Genomic DNA, 16,687 nt, shown 5'->3' with positions numbered 1-16,687 from the left:
CGGGTTCGGGTTCGGGTTCGGAGGTTCGAGAAGCGGACGCTCAGGGCGCGATGAGGGCGCCGTCGGGCGCGCGGACCCCCGCGGCCCAGGCGTCGTGCCCGGAGAGACCGGCGGGGAAGCGGGCGGCGGCGGCCTCGTCCATCTCGATCCCCCAGCCGGGGGCGTCGTTGGGCGTCAGCCAGCCGTCGACGATGTCGATCATGCCGGGGAAGACCTCGTGGGTCTCGTCGTTGTAGACGTGACCCTCCTGGATGCCGAAAGCCGGCGAGGTCACATCGAGCGCGACCGCCGCGGCCACGGCGAACGGCGAGGCGTCGCCGGGCGAATGCCAGGCCGTGCGCACACCCTCGATGTCGGCGAGGACCGCGAGCCGGCGCGCGGCGCTGACGCCCCCGACATCCGAGAGGTGGCTGCGGATGTAGTCGACGTGATGCTCGCGGATGAGGCGGGCGGCGTCGGTGAAGGATGTCGCGAGCTCGCCGACCGCGATCGGCACGGGTGACGCGGCCCGCACCTCGGCGAGGCGGTGCCAGTGTTCGGGTGCGAGCACGTCCTCGAGGAAGAAGGGCCGGTACGGCTCGAGCGAACGGGCGAGGGCGATCGCGGTCGCGGGGGTCAGTCGCGAGTGGACGTCGTGCAGCAGCTCTACGCCGTCGCCGAGCGCCTCGCGCACGTGGGCGAACAGCTGCGGCGTGCGGACGAGATAGTCCTCGACCCGCCAGCCCGCGGGGTTCTTCGCCCACGCGAAGGAGCCCGCGACGGGCGGCGCGCCGTAATGTCCGACGCCCTGCTGGCCGGTCTGGATGCGCACGTGACGCTGGCCGGCGGAGATGAGCTCGCGCGCGTGCGCCGTGGTCTCGTCGAGATCGGCACCCTCGGCGTGCAGATAGGTGTCGGCCGCGGCACGCACCCGCCCGCCGAACAGCTCGTACACCGGCATCCCGGCGCGCTTGCCGGCGATGTCCCACAGCGCCATGTCGATGCCCGAGAGCGCGTTGTTGCCGACCGGTCCCTCGCGCCAGTAGCCGGTGAACCGCACCAGACGCAGCAGGTCTTCGATGTCGCCGGGGTATCGACCGACGAGCAGCGGGCGCAGGTGGTCGAGGAAGGCGACGACGGCCTGCCAGCGCTGCGTGAAGGTCGCGCAGCCGTATCCCCACAGTCCGTCCTGGTCGGTGTCGATGCGGACGACGACCAGCGGAATGCCCTCGGGCGCCGTCACGATCGCCCGCACGTCCGTGATGCGGACGTTCTCGCGCGGCATCCAGGGCTGATCGAAGGTCGTGGGCTCTGTCGTCATCGGTCGCTCCTCACGCGTGCCGGGTAGGGGGTGGCGGTGCCATCGTGGATCGACTCTCGGGGCTCGAAGCCGAGCACCGTCCGCGCCGTCGTCAGGTCGACGAGCGCGTCGTGCCCGGCGAGGTGCGCCGGCGGCTCGACCGCAGGCGCGTAGCGGCGCAGGAGCTCGGCCGTCGGCACGTCGAGGAGGGTGTCGCGGGCACTGAGCGGCACCACTTCGGCGCCGGCGACATCCGCCCAGAGCGCCCGCTCCACCGCGCGCACGGCGTCGGTCATGGTCAGGTACGCCCAGCCCTCGCGGGCCATCCGCACGGGATCCGCGCGGACCTCGTCGGCGACGTCGCGCAGGACGTGCGGCCATTTCACCAACGGGAACCGCAGCGCGACGACGTCGATGCCGTACCGCCGGTGGGCGTACCGGGCCGTCGCCTCGTCGGCCAGCTTCGACAGCGAGTAGGCGTCGGCGATGTCGGGCGGCGTCCCGGCGTCGAGCGGGAACGCCGGCGGGAACGTGTCGTGCGGATTGTTCGGGTAGCCGATGGCGTTGATGCTGCTGGCGATGACCGCCCGGTGCACACCCGCCTCGGCGGCGCGCGTGAGCACGTTGAACGTCGCCGAGGTGTTGACGCGGAAGATGTCGTACGGGGTGCCAAGGCTCGGATGCGGGATGGCGGCGAAGTGCGCGACCGCGTCGGCGTCGCGCATCGCTTCCTCGACGTCGGCCCGCGAGGTCGCGTCGCCCGTGATCTGCCGGTCCGCGGGGTGTTCTCCGCCGAATGCGAGGGACAGCGCAGTGACCTGGTGGCCGCTCGCGACGAGATGGTCGCTGACCGCACGACCGATCTCGCCGTCGGCGCCGGTGACGAGGATGCGGCTCATCCCTTCACCCCGCCCGCCATGCTCGCGCCGCGCAGGAACTGGCGCTGGAAGATGAGGAACAGCGCCACGGGGATGATCAGCGAGAGGAACAGGGCCGCCATCTGCACGCTCAGCTCGGTCTGGTCGGCAAGGCGAGGCAGCGCCACCGACACCGGCTGTTTGTCGGGGTCGGGCAGCACGAGGAGGGGCCACAGGTAGTCCTTCCACGACGCGACGACCGTCAGCAGGCCCACGACCCCGAGGATCGGTCGCGACAGCGGAAGCACGATGCTCCAGAGGATGCGGAGCGGGCCGGCGCCGTCGATGCGGGCCGCCTCGTAGAGGTCGGCGGGGATCGCCTCGAGGAACCGGGCGATGATGAGCACGTTGAACGCCGCTGCGCCCGCGGGCAGCCACACGGCCCACCAGGTGTTGATCAGCGAGACGCCCAGCACCGGCAGCTCGCGCACCGTCAGGTACAGCGGCACGAGCGAGACGATCGACGGGATGAACAGCGTGGCGAGGATGGCTCCGGAGAGCAGCTTGCCCCACCGCGGCCGGAGCACCGTGATGACGAAGGCCGCCGTCGTCGAGACGACGAGGGTCACGACGACCGATCCCGCCGCGAGGATCGCCGTGTTGGTGAGGTAGTGGCCGATGCGGCCCCGCTCCCACGCGATCGCGAGGTTCTCCCACTGCACGGTCCCGCTGGCGAAGAACGAGAACGGGCCGCGGATGAGGTCCTGCGTCGGCGAGACCGCGGCGAGCGCGAGCCAGATGAGCGGGCCGAGTCCGGCGATCAGCAGACCAGCCAGCACCACGACCTGTCCGATGCCGAGCCACACGCGCACCGAGGGTCGCTGGCGGTCGCTGTCGGAGATGTTGGTGCGTGTGAGCGGATCGGGTGCGACGTCGCGACGCCGGGCGAGCCGCCGGGTGGGAAGAAGGGCGCTCATGCTCGGCTCCAGCGTCGGGTCAGTCGGAAGTAGAGGAGCGACAGCAGGCCGAGCGATGCGGCGAGCAGCACGCTCAGCGCGGTCGCGGCGCCGTAGTCGACGCGCACGAAGGCGTAGTCGTAGATGGTCATGAGCAGCGTCTTGGTGGCTCCCTGCGGCCCGCCGCCGGTGAAGAGGAACGGCTCGGTGAAGATCTGCATCGTGCCGATGATCTGCAGCAGCAGCATCGTCGCGATGATGCCGCGCATCTGCGGCAGGGTCACGTGCCAGACGCGACGCCAGATGCCAGCGCCGTCGAGCTCGGCGGCCTCGTAGAGCTCGGAGGGGATGCTCGTGAGGGCCGCGATGTAGATGATGATCGCCGTGCCCGCGCCGGCCCACGTCGTCTCGAGGACGATCGAGGGCATGGCGGTCGCCGTCGAGTTCAGCCAGGGCAGCGGCCCGATGCCGACCCAGCCGAGCACGGTGTTGAAGAGGCCGTCGGCGTCGGGGGCGTAGAAGAACTTCCACAGCAGGATCGCGACCACCGGCGGCACCATGACCGGCAGGTAGGCGAGCGCACTGAAGTACCAGCTGCGCGAACGCATCTCGGAGATGAAGACGGCGAGGGCCAGCGGCACCGGGAATCCGAACAGCACGGCGAGGACCGTGTAGTAGATCGTGTTCAGGGTCGCCTGCGGCAGCCCGGGGTCGGAGAGGACGTACGCGAAGTTCTCCCACCCGACGAAGCTGCTCTCGCCGCCGATGACGACGCGCTGCACGCTCATGGCGAGCGAGCTGACGATCGGTCCCCACGAGAAGTACAGGAAGACGAGGATCGCGGGCGCCGCGATGGCGAGCGCCGTCAGGCTGGGACGCCAACGGCGGCGCCGCCGCGGCGGGGCGGGCTCGGGGGAAGCGGACGCGGATGTCGTCGTCCGGGTCCGCGGTCTCACGTCGGTCATGGGGTCCTCCGGTCGGGGGCGAGCCGAGGTCGTCGGCCCGCCCCGTCGGGTCAGCGGCTCAGGCGGGACTGGACGTCGCTCTGAGCGGTGGAGAGAAGAGCGGGGATGTCGGCGCCCTTGTCGGTGAGCACCGTCTGGACGACGGTGTCGAGCGCGCCGTAGACCTCCTGCGCGTTGTTCACGGGCTCGGGCACGATCGGGATGTCGGCCGAGGCCTCGAGGTAGGGCGTGAAGTTCTCACTCGGAACGTTGATGTAGTCGGCGATCCAGGTGAAGTACTCGGAGTACTGATCGGCGTTGACGACCGGCAGTCCGGGCAGGCCCGTGACCGAGCCGGCCTCGTTCGAGGCGCGCGCGTCGTCGACGGCGGTGTCCTCGTCGAGGAAGCGCTGGAGGTAGAAGAACTCCACCCACTTCACGGCGGCGGCCTTCTCGGCGTCGCTCGCGTTCGGGTTGACGATCTGCACCGTGCCACCGCTCAGCGTGCCCTGCGTGCCGCTGGACTGCGGCATCCCGCCGATGCCGAACTGCTCGGCGGGCAGCTTCAGGTTCTGGACGACGTTGTAGTACGAGTCGCTCGCACCGAGGATCATGCCGATCTTGCCGGCGGCGAAGTCCTGCCCCTGCGACTGGACGTCGTAGAGGGTGTTCTCCGGGAGCGTGCCGTCCTCCCAGCGCATCGTCTGCAGCAGATCGAGCGCATCGGTCGACGGGGTGTCGTCGAAGGTCGCCTTCGAGCCGTCCTCGTTCTCGACCGTCCCGCCGAACGAGTAGGTCATGCCGGTGAACTGCCACCCGCCGGTGTTCGCGGTCGTCAGCACGGAGAAGCCGGCGGCGTCGGTCGCGTCGCTGATCTTCTTCGCCGCCTCGCGGACCTCGTCCCAGGTCTTCGGCGGGTTCTCGGGATCGAGACCCGCCTGGGCGAAGAGATCGCGGTTGTAGACCAGCCCGAACGAGTACGCGTTCGTCGGGATCGCGAAGACACGGTCTTCGCTGTTCTTCGTGAGGGCGAGGATGGTCGGGTTCAGCGCGTCGAGCAGGCCCTCGCTCTCGAGCGCGTCGGTGATGTCGGCTGCCTGGTTGCGCTTGATGAGCCCTTGCGGCTCGGTGAGCGGGACGCTCATGACATCGGGCAGGCTGCCGCCGGCGGCGAGCGCCTGGAACGTCGAGGCGTCGTAGCCCGTCTCGACGGGCTGCAGGTCGATGTCGGGGTTCGCCTTCTCGAACGCGGCGACGCGCTCGTCGAAGTAGGCGCGGTCCTCCGGCCGGTCGGCGGTCGGGCGGTCGCCGATCTCGATCGTGACGGTGCCGTCGGCGGGCGCCGAGGCGTCGCTGCTGCAGCCCGCGAGGGCGGCGACGGACAGGCCTCCGACCGCGATTGCGGCCGCGACGGAACGGAAACGTTTCGTCATTGAAACTCCTAGGTGTGAGTGGCAAGCAGGAAAAACGATTGCTCTCCGATGTCTAGCACCTCTCGACCCGACACGTCAAAACAAAAGTGTTCGAGCGTGTCGATGCATTGAAGATCCGAGATTCGTCTCGGCGCACGTGTTGACAGACGACTCGCCTGGCGGCCAGACTGCCCGCTGGACAAACGATTTTCCTCCCGTCCACCATCCGCGAACACTCGATGAGGAGCACCGCGTGCCGAAGCATCCGTCCCCCCCGTCCCGTCCCGCGGCTCGTCGCCGCCTCCGCCGCGCTTGCCCTCGCTGCCACAGCCAGCGTCGCGCTCGCCGCGCCGGCATCCGCAGACGCACCCGCGCTCTCGATCGAACCCGACGCGTGGGGCAACCTGTTCCACGCCGGCGACACGGTGTCGTTCCGGTACGACACGACGGCCCCGACGGTCGCGTGGCGCGTGGTCGACGGCTGGGGCGAGGTCGTCGACGACGGTACGGAACCGGCCGATGGCGCGCTGACGCCCGACGTCACCGAACGCGGCTGGTACCGCCTCGAGGTGACCGCGACCGGTGACGAAGTGGCAGACGCCGCGACGACGTTCGCGATCCTCCCCGACGCGGATGCCGCCGCTTCGGCGACCGGCCGGTTCGGTGCCGCCACGCACTACGGGCAGTCCTGGGATCCGGCGTCGATGCAGGCGCTGACCACGGGCGGCTTCGCCCAGCTGCGCGACGAGGTCTATTGGAGCGAGGTCGAGACGCAGCCGGGCGTCTACGACTGGTCGCGGGCCCGGGCGGAGTTCCTCGACCCCGCCCGCGAACAGGGGATCCGGCCGCTGCTGCTGGCCGGCTACGGAAACCCCCTGTACGACGCGGGCAACGGCCCCGTCAGCCCCGACGCGGTGGCCGCGTACGCCGACTATGCCGCGGCGATGGCCGCGGAGTTCGGCGACATGTCCACCGGCATCGAGGTGTGGAACGAGTGGGATCTCGGGCTCGGTGGCAACACCAACGTCTCGCCCGAGAACTATGTCGCCCTGCTCTCCGCCGCGGCGCCCGCGATCAAGACGGTCAGTCCCGATCTGCCGGTCATCGGCCCCGCGGTGGCCAACCTCAACACCGACTGGCTCGAGCGGACGTTCCAGCTCGGCGCGCTCGATCACCTCGACGGCATCGTCCTGCACCCCTACAGCTACCCCGTCGGAGCCGACGCGCTCGACGACACGCTGACGCGCATCGACGCCCTGGTGCGGCGCTACAACGGCGGCGAGTCGAAGCCGCTGTGGATCACCGAGCACGGCTGGCCGACCGGCACCAACGCGCGGGCGGTGCCCGAGCGCCAGCAGGCGGCCGACATCGCGAAGTCGGCCGTGATCGCGGCAGCCCATGACGCCGCCCGGTACTACGTGTACGACCTCGTCAACGATGGCGTCGACGACGCCGAGACGGAGGAGAACTTCGGCCTGCTGCACCACCCCGACGACGAGCTGGGGGCCTTCACCCCCAAGCCCTCGTTCACCGCCTACTCCGTGGCGGCCGACGTCCTCGCGACGGCGGCGTTCGCCGAGCGCGACGAACCGCTGCCGGGACTGCGCCGGGTGCGATTCGACACCGCCGACGGACCGCTCCACGTCCTGTGGTCGGATGCCCCGCAGACGGTGGCACTCGAGGTAGCCGGGTCCGCCGAGCTGACGACGATGTACGGTGCCGCTGAAACCGTCACCGGCGGTGCCGGCGCCCCGGTGCTGGCGTCGACGGGCACGGAACCGCTGTACGTCCGCGGTGAGGTCACGTCCATCGCGCAGACCGATGCCGGGCTGACGCTCGACCCGGGTGTCGTCGGAGCCCCGGTCACGGGCTCGTGGACCGTGCAGGGCCGGGCGGATGCCGCGTCGTCGTGGCGGCTCGTCCTGCCGGACGGGTCCGAGGCGGTCCAGACGACCGCTCCCGGCGCTGTCGCGACCACGGCGGTCTCGTTCCCGGCTCCCGCGACCGCGGGGACGTACGAGACGAGCGCACGCGTCTACGAGGGCGACCACTACGTCGGCACGCTGCGCGCCGCCACGTCTGCGAGCGAACCCGTGACGCTCCAGGCGGCGCAGGCTTTCACCGAAGAGGGGGCCTCGGTGCTCCGCATCCGTGTCGCGAACGCTTCGGCCGCACCCCGTGCGCTTGACTCGCTGTCGTACACGCTGGGCGACGACGGCGGAGAGCCGGAAGCGCCGGCGACGATCGAGCCGGAGGCGGATGTCGTCATCGACGTCCCGCTCGATGCGCTCGCGGGGCCCGCGCCCTTCACTGCGACGGCGGTCGTCGACGGGGTGACGCTGACCGCTTCGGGGCGCGTCGCGCCGGTCGAGCAGGCGTCCGTTCTGCCGGCCGCTCATCGCACGATCACCGTCGACGGCACGCTCGACGACCTCGACGGCGTCACGCCGATCGCCTTCTCCGCCAACCCGGAAGCCGACGACGAGGCCGACCAGTCCGCTGTCGCCTGGCTCACGTGGGACGAGGAGTACCTGTACTTCTCGGCCGATGTCACGGACGACGTGCACGACCAGCCCGCGCAGAGCGCGAACATCTGGCAGGGCGATTCCATCCAGTTCACCGTCGCAGGCGGCGCCCCCGGCGCCGCGACCACCTGGCACGAGTTCGGCATGGCGCTCACGAGCGCCGGTCCCCAGCTGTACCGCTGGCTCTCCGTCGACGCGGGGGCGGGGCCGGTGCCGGGCGCTCCGGTGGCCATCTCGCGCGACGACGCCGCCGGGCGGACGGTGTACGAGACGGCGATCCCCTGGACCCTGCTGCGCGGCGTCGACAGGGCGACATCCCTCCTCAGCAGCGCCGCGATCGTCAACGAGGCAGACGGCACCGGGCGCGCCGGCTTCCTCTCCTGGGGCGGCGGCATCGCGGGCGAGAAGGACTCGGGCGAGTTCACCGCCGTGCGGCTGCTCGCGCCGGCGCCCGTCGTCGAACCACCTGTCGAACCGACGCAGCCCGTGACGCCGGGCGACGGGGGTTCGGCGGCACCCGGCACCCCCGCCGGCGGCAACGGCACCGCGGCCGGAGCCACCCACGCCCGCGCGTTGGCGAGTACGGGCGGCTCATCCCCGCTCGCGTGGCTCGCCGCCGCGTCCGCGACCGGGGCCGCCGGCATCGCACTGCTCGTCACGCGCCGCCTGACCCGCCGATCGTGACCGTCGCCAAGGAGCCACGCATCGTCGGCCTGCGCGTGGGGCGGCGGCGGGATCTGTCCGTCGCCGCCTCACCGCGGCCGCCCGTGTCGTGGCTCGTCGAGGCGCCCGCCGCGTGGGAGGCGACCCGAGCCGAGCTGCGGCTCGACGGTGGGACGACCGTGGCCACGCGCCCCTACGGCATCCTCGAGGACTGGCCGTTCGCACCGCTGCGAGCCGGCGCCGCGCACCGACTCGAGGCCCGCGTCATCGGCGCCGACGGCACGGCGAGCGCCTGGTCGGAGCCCTGCGAGATCCGCGCGGGGTTCCCCGCCGAGGCGTGGAACGCTCCGTTCCTGCGCCTCGCCAGCCCCCGCCGTACCGCCCAGCCGTTCCTCGCCCGGCGCGACTTCGAGGTCGCCGAAACGGTCGTCGCCGCGGAGCTCCAGGTGACGGCGCACGGCGTCTACCGCGCGCGCCTCAACGGTGTCGAGGTCGACGACGCCGTGCTGAACCCCGGCTGGACGGCATACCAGCACCGACTCCCCCTGCATCTGACCGATGTCACGCCCCTCGTCCGCGTCGGCGCGACGAACACCCTCGCGGTCGAGGTCGCCGGCGGCTGGTACACCGAGGCGTACGGGTTCGGCGAGACGGCGGAACGCTTCTACGGCGACCAGCCCGCTGCCTCACCCCTTCTCCGCCTGCGGCACCGCGACGGGCACGTCCAGGAGATCCGCCCCGATGACCGATGGCGACTCTCCGGTGATGGCGAACTCGTCTCGAGTGGGCTCTACGCCGGTGACGAGATCGACCTCCGCCGGCGGCCGCGCGGGTGGGAAGCCGCCGGCTTCGACGATGCGGCGTGGGAGACGCCGGCCCTGTCCCAACCCGGTCGGCAGCCGGAAGCCATCGACGTCGAGCCGGTGCGGCGCATCCGGTCTCTGCCCGTCGCAGCCATGCCCGCGAGCGATGACCCCGAGCGCGTCCTGCTGGACTTCGGCCAGAACCTCGTCGGGCGCGTGCGGTTCCGCGTCTCGGGCCCGGCCGGTACCCGCATCGTTCTGCGCCATGCGGAGGCGCTCGAGGGCGGACGGCTGAACACCCGGCCGCTGCGGGCTGCCGCTGCCACCGACACGTTCATCCTCGACGGCGCCGCCGACACCGTCTGCGAGCCGCGCTTCACCTTCCACGGGTTCCGCTACGTCGAAGTCACCGGCTACCCGGGTGAGCTCGACCCGGCGGATTTCACCGCCGTCGTGCTGCACACCGACCTGAGGCGAACAGGGTGGTTCTCCTGCTCCGACGAGCGCCTCACGCGCCTGCACGAGAACATCGTGTGGAGCTTCGCCGGCAACGCCCTCGCGCTGCCCACCGACTGCCCGCAGCGCGACGAGCGGCTCGGCTGGACGGGCGATGCCCAGGTGTTCGCCCCGACGGCGGCATCCCTCTTCGACGCGGACGCGTTCTTCGCGTCCTGGCTGGAAGACGTCGCGGCCGAGCAGCGCGCGCGGGGCGGCCGCGTGCCGACGGTGGTGCCGCAGGCGCTCGGGCGTCTCGGCGAGACGATGGCCGCCGGCTGGGGCGACGCGGTCACCGTCATCCCCACCGTTCTGCACGAGCGGTTCGGCGATCAGCGGGTGCTCGAGCGGATGACGGACGCGATGCGGGCGTGGGTCGATGCCGTGGCGGATGCGGCAGGACCCGAACGACTGTGGGAGCGCGGGTTCCAGTACGGCGACTGGCTCGATCCGACCTCGGCCCGGCCCGATAAGGCCAAGACCGACCCGGGGCTCATTGCCACGGCCTACTTCGCCCGCTCGGCTCGGCTGACCGCAGACGCGCTCGCCCGCTCCGACGACGCACCGGCGGCCGGCCGCTACGCCGCGCTCGCCGCCGAAGTGCGCGATGCGTTCGTCGCGTCGTACGTCACCCCGCGGGGCCGCCTCGCCTCCGATGCCCCGACCGCCTACGCCCTCGCCCTCGAGTTCGACCTGCTCCCGGTGTCGTTGCGTTCCGCCGCGGCCGAGCGGCTCGCCTTCCTCCTCCGCGCCGGCGGCTACCGGATGGCGACGGGGTTCCTCGGGACCCCGCTCGTCCTCGACGCACTGCTGTCGAACGGACAGGAGTGGGCGGCCGAACGATTGCTGCTGCAGACCATGTGCCCGTCCTGGCTCTATCCCCTGTCGCAGGGAGCGACGACGATGTGGGAACGCTGGGATGCCGTCCGCCCCGACGGCTCGCTGCATCCCTCCGGCATGACATCCCTCAACCACTACGCTCTCGGGTCCGTCGGCGATGTGCTGCACCGACGCGTCGGCGGGCTGGCGTGCGCGGAACCCGGTTGGGCGCAGGTACGGATCCAGCCATGGTTCGTCTCTGCTCTCGAGCACGCCGACGTCGCGCACGACACCCCCCGGGGACGCGCCTCGGTGTCGTGGGAGCGGGATGCCGACATCCGAGGGCAGATCCGCGTCCGGGCGCAGGTTCCGCACGGGGTGACGGCGATCGTCGACCTCGGCGACCGCGCGCCGTTCCCGGTGGGCGCCGGAACCCATACGTGGGACGCGACCACGCCGGTCCGCACCCTCGCCCCGATCGGTGTCGACTCCGACCTCGCCCTGATCGCCGACACCCCGGACGCCTGCGGCGTCGTATCCCGATCGATCGCTGGACACTCCCCCGAAATGGCAGCGGAGTTCGACGCCTACATCCGGTGGGTCCCGGGCAGCCGTCTGCGCGACGAGCTCGCCGCCGTCTCGGCGCCCGACGCGCTCGTCACCCGCATCGATGGGGCGCTCGCAGCGCTCACGCATTGAGCTGCGGCATCCGCCCCGCCCCGCCGCCCGGTGTCAAGACCCTGGCACCCGGCCGGACGATCTCTACCGTGGAGCCTGGCCGAGCCGTCCCGGGGCACGGTCGCCGGAGGACGCCATGGCCACGAACGAACCGCCGCCCACAGAGGCGATGCTCGACGGTCGCTACCTGCTGGGCGAATGCGTCGGCCAGGGCGGCATGGCTCGCGTCCACCGAGCCGAGGATGTGCTGCTCGGTCGCACCGTCGCCATCAAGCTGCTGCGTCCCGAGCTGGAAGGGGCGACGACATCCTCCCGCGCCCGAAGCGAGATGACCGTGCTCGCCTCGCTCAACCACCCCGCACTGGTGACCCTCTACGACGCCCAACTCGCACCGGGTCGCGCCGAGTACCTGGTCATGGAGTTCGTGGACGGCCCGACGCTCGCCGCCCGTATCGCCGGCGGCCCCCTCCCCGCGGGTGACGTCGCTGCTCTGACCGCCGACCTCGCCGAGGCGCTGCACGTCGTCCACGACGCCGGGATCGTGCACCGCGACATCAAGCCCTCGAACGTCCTTCTGTCGCAGTCGCCGATGCTCGGCAGCCGGTCGGGTGCGAAGCTGGCCGACTTCGGGATCTCCGTCCTCGTGGATGCCGCTCGGCTCACTCAGCCCGGAACCGTCATCGGAACGGCTGCCTACCTCTCCCCGGAGCAGCTCACCGGCGCGCCGCCTGCTCCGCCCGCCGACATCTACGCGCTCGGCCTGGTCGTGCTCGAGGCTCTCACCGGGCAGCGGGGCTTCCCCCGCGCGGAAGGATTCGGCGAGGCGCTTGCACGACTCACCATCGCGCCCGAGATCCCCGACACGCTCGACCCCGCCTGGGCCGCGCTGCTCCGGGGTATGACAGCGATGCGTCCGGAAGACCGGCCGAGCGCGGCCGAAGTGTTCTCGGCGGCGAACGACCTCGCGGAGCGTCCAGCAGCGCCGGCCCTGCCTCCCGTTCCCGCATCGGTCGCGGCGGCGACGCCCGTTGCCGCAACCGGCACCGCGACGCGTATCCTCCCCGCGACTGCCGCGGGAACCGCGCGAGCGCCGGCCCGCGAGCGCCGGCGGCCCTCGCGGGCGCGGATAGGACTCATCGGGGGCGTGGCCGCCGCGACTCTCGCGGCCACCGCGCTCGGCGGCATGTGGCTTGCCGGTTCCACCGGCGAGACCGCTCCGAGCACGCCCGCCGACACCGAGCAGTCCGCCGTTCCCGAGCCGACGATCACCGAGACAACCGAGCCGGTCACCGTCGTGGACGAGCAGACCGCCGAGTCGGAAGAACAGCCTGCCGCGCCCGTCGAGAACACGACGGAGCAGGACGGACCGGCCTCCGAGGCCGACCGGAAGGCCGCCGAAGAGGCGGCGAAGAAGGCAGAGCGAGAAGCTGAGAAGGCCGCCGACGAGCAGAAGAAGGCCGAAGAGCGCGAGAACAAGCGGGATCAGGACAAGCCCGGCCGCGGCTGACGACCGACGTCAGGGCGTGCAGCCTCGCACGGCATCCCCCGCCCCGCCGTTCGCGCGCACGAGCTGGACTTCGATGCAGGTCCGGCCCGACGGGTCGGCGGGAACGGTGACGGTCTCGTCCTCCACACGCTGGGGCGCGGCGGCGCCGTCGAGCGTGACGGGGTACCAGAGATACGAATCGCCCTCGGCCGGATTCGGATTCGTCCAGGTGAACGTCACGTCGGCACCGGCCGCCGTGCCCGCGAGGTCGCCGACGCGCGGCACGAAACCGGCGAGCGGATCCTGAGGGGCGCTGGAGGGAGACTCGCTCGCTCGAGGTTCCGCGGGCGCGGTCGGCTGAAGCATGCTCGCCACCACGACGACGGCGACCACGAGCGCTGCCGCGACGCCGCCGAGGGCGATCCACAGCCAGGAACGCGAACGTCCCGCCGAGGTGCTCTCGGCTGGACCCGCGGCCGAATGCCCATCGGGCTCGGCGTGTGCGGCATCCGGGTTCGGCGAGCTCGCGGCGGTGCCGTGCGCCGCGGCTGCGCGCTGCACTGTCTGGTCGGCGACCGGCTCGACCGTGCGCGGTCGGCGGACCGTCGAGTCCTGCCCGGCACGCGCCGACGGTCGGAGCATCGTCTCGTCGGGCGCCGACGGCGCGAACGGCGAGCCCGATGCGGATGGGGCGAACGGCGACGACGCCTCCGCGCCGCTCTTGCGACGGGTCGACCCCGCGGGAGGCGCGGTGGTCGGCTCGATGCTCACGATCCCGCGAACGCGAGTCAGCTCGCCGTCGGCATCCTCTTCCTCCTCCGCGTCGGGCGAATCATCGAGGATGTCGATCGGCGTGACCGAATGGGCCAGCTCGATCTGAACGCGCTGCAACGCGCGGGCGAACGACACGGCGCTGTCGAAGCGAGCTGCCGGGCTCTTCGCCATCGCACGTGCCAGTGCCTGCTGCAGCGAGGGCGGAACGTCGGCACGGTCGAGTGGCGCGAGCGGCGCGGTCTCGATGCGCTGGATCAGGTCTGCGGCGCCGTTGCGGCCGCCGGGCTGCTCGAACGGCGAACGACCGGCCAGAAGCGTATAGATGGTGGCGCCGAGCGCATAGACGTCCGACCGCACGCCCGAATCGGGACCGTCGCCGAACGCCTCGGGCGGCGACCACGGAATAGACATCCCGGCGGTCTCGTCGGCCCCCTCTGTCGTCGTCGCGATGCCGAAGTCGGTCAGCGCCGGGCGGTTGTACTCCGTCACCAGGATGTTGGCGGGCTTGATGTCGCGGTGCAGGATGCCGGCGCGATGCGCGGTCTCGACGGCGGCGGCGACTTGGATGCCGACGCGGAGGGCCTCGGCGACCGAGAACGCAGCGGCGCGATACCGCACCTGCAGGTTCGGCCGCGGACAGTTCTCCATGACCAGGTACGGACGCTGGTCATCCGACAGGCCGGCCTGATAGATCGTGACGATCGCCGGATGCGTCGACAGCATCGCCATGACGTTCGCCTCGGCGGTGAACTGCTCCACCGAGCCACCGGCCATCCGCTCGGGAAGCAGCACCTTGACCGCGACCTTGCGCCGGGGCAGGTGCTGCTCGTAGAGGTAGACGTCGGCGAAGCCGCCCGAGCCCAGAAGCTCGAGGTAGGTGAAGCCCGGCAGCTGGGGCGGCGGCGCCGGGGGTCGCTTCGCGCTCACGGGAGATCCTCGAAGGCGATCGTCACACCGTCGCCGATGTCGAGCACGTCGCCCGAGACGACCATCGTCGGCTCGCTCGGATGCAGCCGCACCGGGTCGTTGCCGCCGCGAAGCAGCACCGATCCGTTCGTCGTGTCGAGGTCGACGACGAGGACGTGCTCGCCCTCCGCGCGGATCTCGACGTGGTTGCGCGAGATGTCCTGCTCAGGACTCTCGACGGCGACGAGCGTGGGCAGCATATCGCCCGTCGAGCGCGGAGAGCGCGGACGCCGACCGATGATCACCGTGTTGTCGAGTTCGACGACCTGCCCGTCCGACACGCGGATGCGTCCCCGCGTGAGACGGCGTGCGGGGACGATCTCCGTCGACTCGTAGACCGCGGGCTCGGTCCGCCGCGCGCTGCGGATGTCGGCGACCGCGATGGTCTCGCCGTCATGATCGCCGGCCGGCGCGGGCGGAGACGACACGACGGTCGCGTCGTCGGCGGGCGCGCCGGACTCGGCGGCATCCGGCTGCTCGACGGAAAGCGTCGGACGCACGACCGTCTCACCCCAGATCATCGCGTGCTCATCGGCGGCTGCCGTGTCGCTGAGCGGGACGAAGGTCTGCGCCCCAGGCGACTCGTCGAACGGGAGTTCGCTCTCGTCCTCCGCCGGGGCAGCCGGGGGCGCCGGCGACGCGGGAGCAGCAGCGGTGGGGGGCTCGACGGAGGACGGTGCCGGCGACTCCGGTGCGGGCACGGCCGGTGTGGTCGGCGCCGCGACGAACGGACTCGCGGGGCGAACGCCCGGTCGCGCGCCCGTCAGATCCACCGTGACCGAATCGGCCGCGACGACACCTTCGACGAACGGAAGCGATGCGGCCTCGTCCGCCGCGTCGGCGAAGAGCGCCGACGCGCGCTGCACGCCGGGGATGTGGCGCTCGACCCACGTCGAGACCCCCTGGCCCGAGACCGACAGCGGGCCCGACTCCGTTTCGACGACGAGCTCGACCGGGCCGCGGACGGCGACGCGGAGCCCGTCGCCCTCGACGATCGCCAGGATGAAGTCGGGAATGGCGGCCAGCGACGTGCCGAACGCGCCCGTCAGGGCCTCGATCACCGCCCCGATGCCGCGCTCCTCCAACCGGCGCCACACGGCCTCGACCGTCGGGATCGAGACGTTCGCGGGCAGGGCGACGGCCGCGGCGGGCGCGAGTGCGACGCGCCACTGCTCCGCGCCCGTTGCCGGAACGTAGCGGACCTCGACCATCAGGCTCTCCCCCCTGCGGCCGCTGCGCGCGGCCGGGTGTCTATGTCCGCGTCATCCGGCTGGGCGGACGGCACGGTGTCGTACGCGTCGTCACCGCCGTCTCCCAGCGCATCGACGACGATGACCGTGACGTTGTCGCGGCCTCCGTGCAGCAACGCCTCGTGGACGAGCCGCTGCGCGGCTTCCTGCGGCTCGGTCTCCTCGTCGAGGATACGGGCGATTCGCTCGTCGTCGAGCTCGGTCGACAGGCCATCGGAGCAGACGAGGATGCGGTCGCCGCTCTCCGCCGGCAGCATCCAGAAATCGGCCTGGCCGACGCTGCCTGCGCCGAGCGCCCGCGTGATCTCATTGCGCCGAGCGTGGCGCGCGGCGGTCTCGGCGTCCATCTGGCCCGAATCGACGAGCTCCTGCACGACGGAGTGGTCGACGCTGATCTGCTCGAGGCGTCCGCGCGCCCACCGGTATGTGCGCGAGTCGCCGATGTTCAATGCCAGCCAGTAACCGGCGTCTCCGACGCGCGTGAGCACGACACCGGTGAGGGTCGTGCCCGCCGCACGCTGGCCGGTGGCGAGCGCGTCGATGTTCACGCGGGCTCGCTCGATGGCGGCGCGGACCTCGCCGTTCGACACCACGGCGGCCCCCACCAGGGACTGGAACTCTGCGACGGCCGCCGCACTCGCACGGGCTCCGGCCTCGTGTCCGCCCATGCCGTCGGCGACGACGAAGACGGGCGCTGCGGCGAGATACGAGTCCTCGTTCGCGCGACCGCGCAGGCCGGCGTGAGTCGCCGCCCCGTGCCCCACCCGTAGCGACATGGGG

Annotated in this window: 11 protein-coding genes; 3 read left to right on the top strand and 8 right to left on the bottom strand. The window is 71.8% G+C overall.

What is annotated here, in order from left to right; genetic code table 11:
* Window positions 1-40 precede the first annotated feature (40 nt).
* The 5 genes from P6897_RS01570 to P6897_RS01550 are packed head-to-tail and all read right to left on the bottom strand — an operon-like array spanning window position 41 to window position 5,469.
* Window positions 41-1,300, bottom strand: coding sequence for an enolase C-terminal domain-like protein (locus P6897_RS01570; RefSeq protein ID WP_282501892.1), 1,260 nt, complete (start codon window positions 1,298-1,300; stop codon window positions 41-43).
* The gene (locus P6897_RS01565) at window positions 1,297-2,178 is read right to left on the bottom strand and encodes an NAD(P)-dependent oxidoreductase (RefSeq protein WP_282501891.1); all 882 of its coding nucleotides are present in this window, start codon (window positions 2,176-2,178) and stop codon (window positions 1,297-1,299) included. The genes P6897_RS01570 and P6897_RS01565 overlap by 4 nt, the downstream gene beginning before the upstream one ends.
* The gene (locus P6897_RS01560; RefSeq protein ID WP_112615917.1) at window positions 2,175-3,113 is read right to left on the bottom strand and encodes a carbohydrate ABC transporter permease; all 939 of its coding nucleotides are present in this window, start codon (window positions 3,111-3,113) and stop codon (window positions 2,175-2,177) included. The genes P6897_RS01565 and P6897_RS01560 overlap by 4 nt, the downstream gene beginning before the upstream one ends.
* Entirely contained in the window at window positions 3,110-4,057 is a 948-nt protein-coding gene (locus P6897_RS01555) for a sugar ABC transporter permease (RefSeq protein WP_282501890.1), read from the bottom strand. Before P6897_RS01555 ends, P6897_RS01560 begins: the two co-directional genes overlap by 4 nt.
* Window positions 4,058-4,107: 50 nt before the next feature.
* Entirely contained in the window at window positions 4,108-5,469 is a 1,362-nt protein-coding gene (locus P6897_RS01550) for an extracellular solute-binding protein (protein ID WP_274178170.1), read from the bottom strand.
* A 218-nt stretch (window positions 5,470-5,687) separates the two neighbouring features.
* On the opposite strand from P6897_RS01550, the gene P6897_RS01545 reads away from it, so the two are divergent.
* The 3 genes from P6897_RS01545 to P6897_RS01535 all read left to right on the top strand — a co-directional run bounded on the left by P6897_RS01545 (window position 5,688) and on the right by P6897_RS01535 (window position 12,938).
* The gene (locus P6897_RS01545; RefSeq protein WP_282501889.1) at window positions 5,688-8,657 is read left to right on the top strand and encodes a sugar-binding protein; all 2,970 of its coding nucleotides are present in this window, start codon (window positions 5,688-5,690) and stop codon (window positions 8,655-8,657) included.
* Window positions 8,654-11,452, top strand: coding sequence for an alpha-L-rhamnosidase (locus P6897_RS01540; RefSeq protein ID WP_282501888.1), 2,799 nt, complete (start codon window positions 8,654-8,656; stop codon window positions 11,450-11,452). The genes P6897_RS01545 and P6897_RS01540 overlap by 4 nt, the downstream gene beginning before the upstream one ends.
* A 115-nt stretch (window positions 11,453-11,567) precedes the next feature.
* Window positions 11,568-12,938 (top strand): serine/threonine-protein kinase, encoded by a 1,371-nt coding sequence (locus P6897_RS01535; RefSeq protein ID WP_282501887.1) that lies wholly within the window; start codon window positions 11,568-11,570, stop codon window positions 12,936-12,938.
* A 9-nt stretch (window positions 12,939-12,947) separates the two neighbouring features.
* Here the strand turns inward: P6897_RS01535 and P6897_RS01530 are convergent, their stop codons facing one another.
* From P6897_RS01530 to P6897_RS01520, 3 genes are read right to left on the bottom strand one after another with little or no spacing between them, the layout of a single operon-like run.
* Window positions 12,948-14,618 (bottom strand): serine/threonine-protein kinase, encoded by a 1,671-nt coding sequence (locus P6897_RS01530; RefSeq protein WP_274178166.1) that lies wholly within the window; start codon window positions 14,616-14,618, stop codon window positions 12,948-12,950.
* Window positions 14,615-15,868, bottom strand: a complete 1,254-nt coding sequence (locus P6897_RS01525; protein WP_282501886.1) for an FHA domain-containing protein — start codon at window positions 15,866-15,868, stop codon at window positions 14,615-14,617. Before P6897_RS01525 ends, P6897_RS01530 begins: the two co-directional genes overlap by 4 nt.
* Entirely contained in the window at window positions 15,868-16,683 is an 816-nt protein-coding gene (locus P6897_RS01520) for a protein phosphatase 2C domain-containing protein (protein ID WP_114588980.1), read from the bottom strand. Before P6897_RS01520 ends, P6897_RS01525 begins: the two co-directional genes overlap by 1 nt.
* Window positions 16,684-16,687: the final 4 nt, after the last annotated feature.

It is taken from the genome of Microbacterium sp. BDGP8 (assembly GCF_029991045.1).
Classification (GTDB): domain Bacteria; phylum Actinomycetota; class Actinomycetes; order Actinomycetales; family Microbacteriaceae; genus Microbacterium; species Microbacterium plantarum.
This window is presented reverse-complemented; position numbering and strand designations above follow the sequence as displayed.

Excerpts from the sequence above, each read along its gene's own strand:
- P6897_RS01545 (WP_282501889.1), top strand. The coding sequence starts at position 5,688 with ATGAGGAGCACCGCGTGCCGAAGCATCCGTCCCCCCCGTCCCGTCCCG.
- P6897_RS01550 (WP_274178170.1), bottom strand. The coding sequence starts at position 5,469 with ATGACGAAACGTTTCCGTTCCGTCGCGGCCGCAATCGCGGTCGGAGGC.
- P6897_RS01565 (WP_282501891.1), bottom strand. The coding sequence starts at position 2,178 with ATGAGCCGCATCCTCGTCACCGGCGCCGACGGCGAGATCGGTCGTGCG.
- P6897_RS01525 (WP_282501886.1), bottom strand. The coding sequence starts at position 15,868 with ATGGTCGAGGTCCGCTACGTTCCGGCAACGGGCGCGGAGCAGTGGCGC.
- P6897_RS01520 (WP_114588980.1), bottom strand. The coding sequence starts at position 16,683 with ATGTCGCTACGGGTGGGGCACGGGGCGGCGACTCACGCCGGCCTGCGC.
- P6897_RS01555 (WP_282501890.1), bottom strand. The coding sequence starts at position 4,057 with ATGACCGACGTGAGACCGCGGACCCGGACGACGACATCCGCGTCCGCT.
- P6897_RS01535 (WP_282501887.1), top strand. The coding sequence starts at position 11,568 with ATGGCCACGAACGAACCGCCGCCCACAGAGGCGATGCTCGACGGTCGC.
- P6897_RS01570 (WP_282501892.1), bottom strand. The coding sequence starts at position 1,300 with ATGACGACAGAGCCCACGACCTTCGATCAGCCCTGGATGCCGCGCGAG.
- P6897_RS01560 (WP_112615917.1), bottom strand. The coding sequence starts at position 3,113 with ATGAGCGCCCTTCTTCCCACCCGGCGGCTCGCCCGGCGTCGCGACGTC.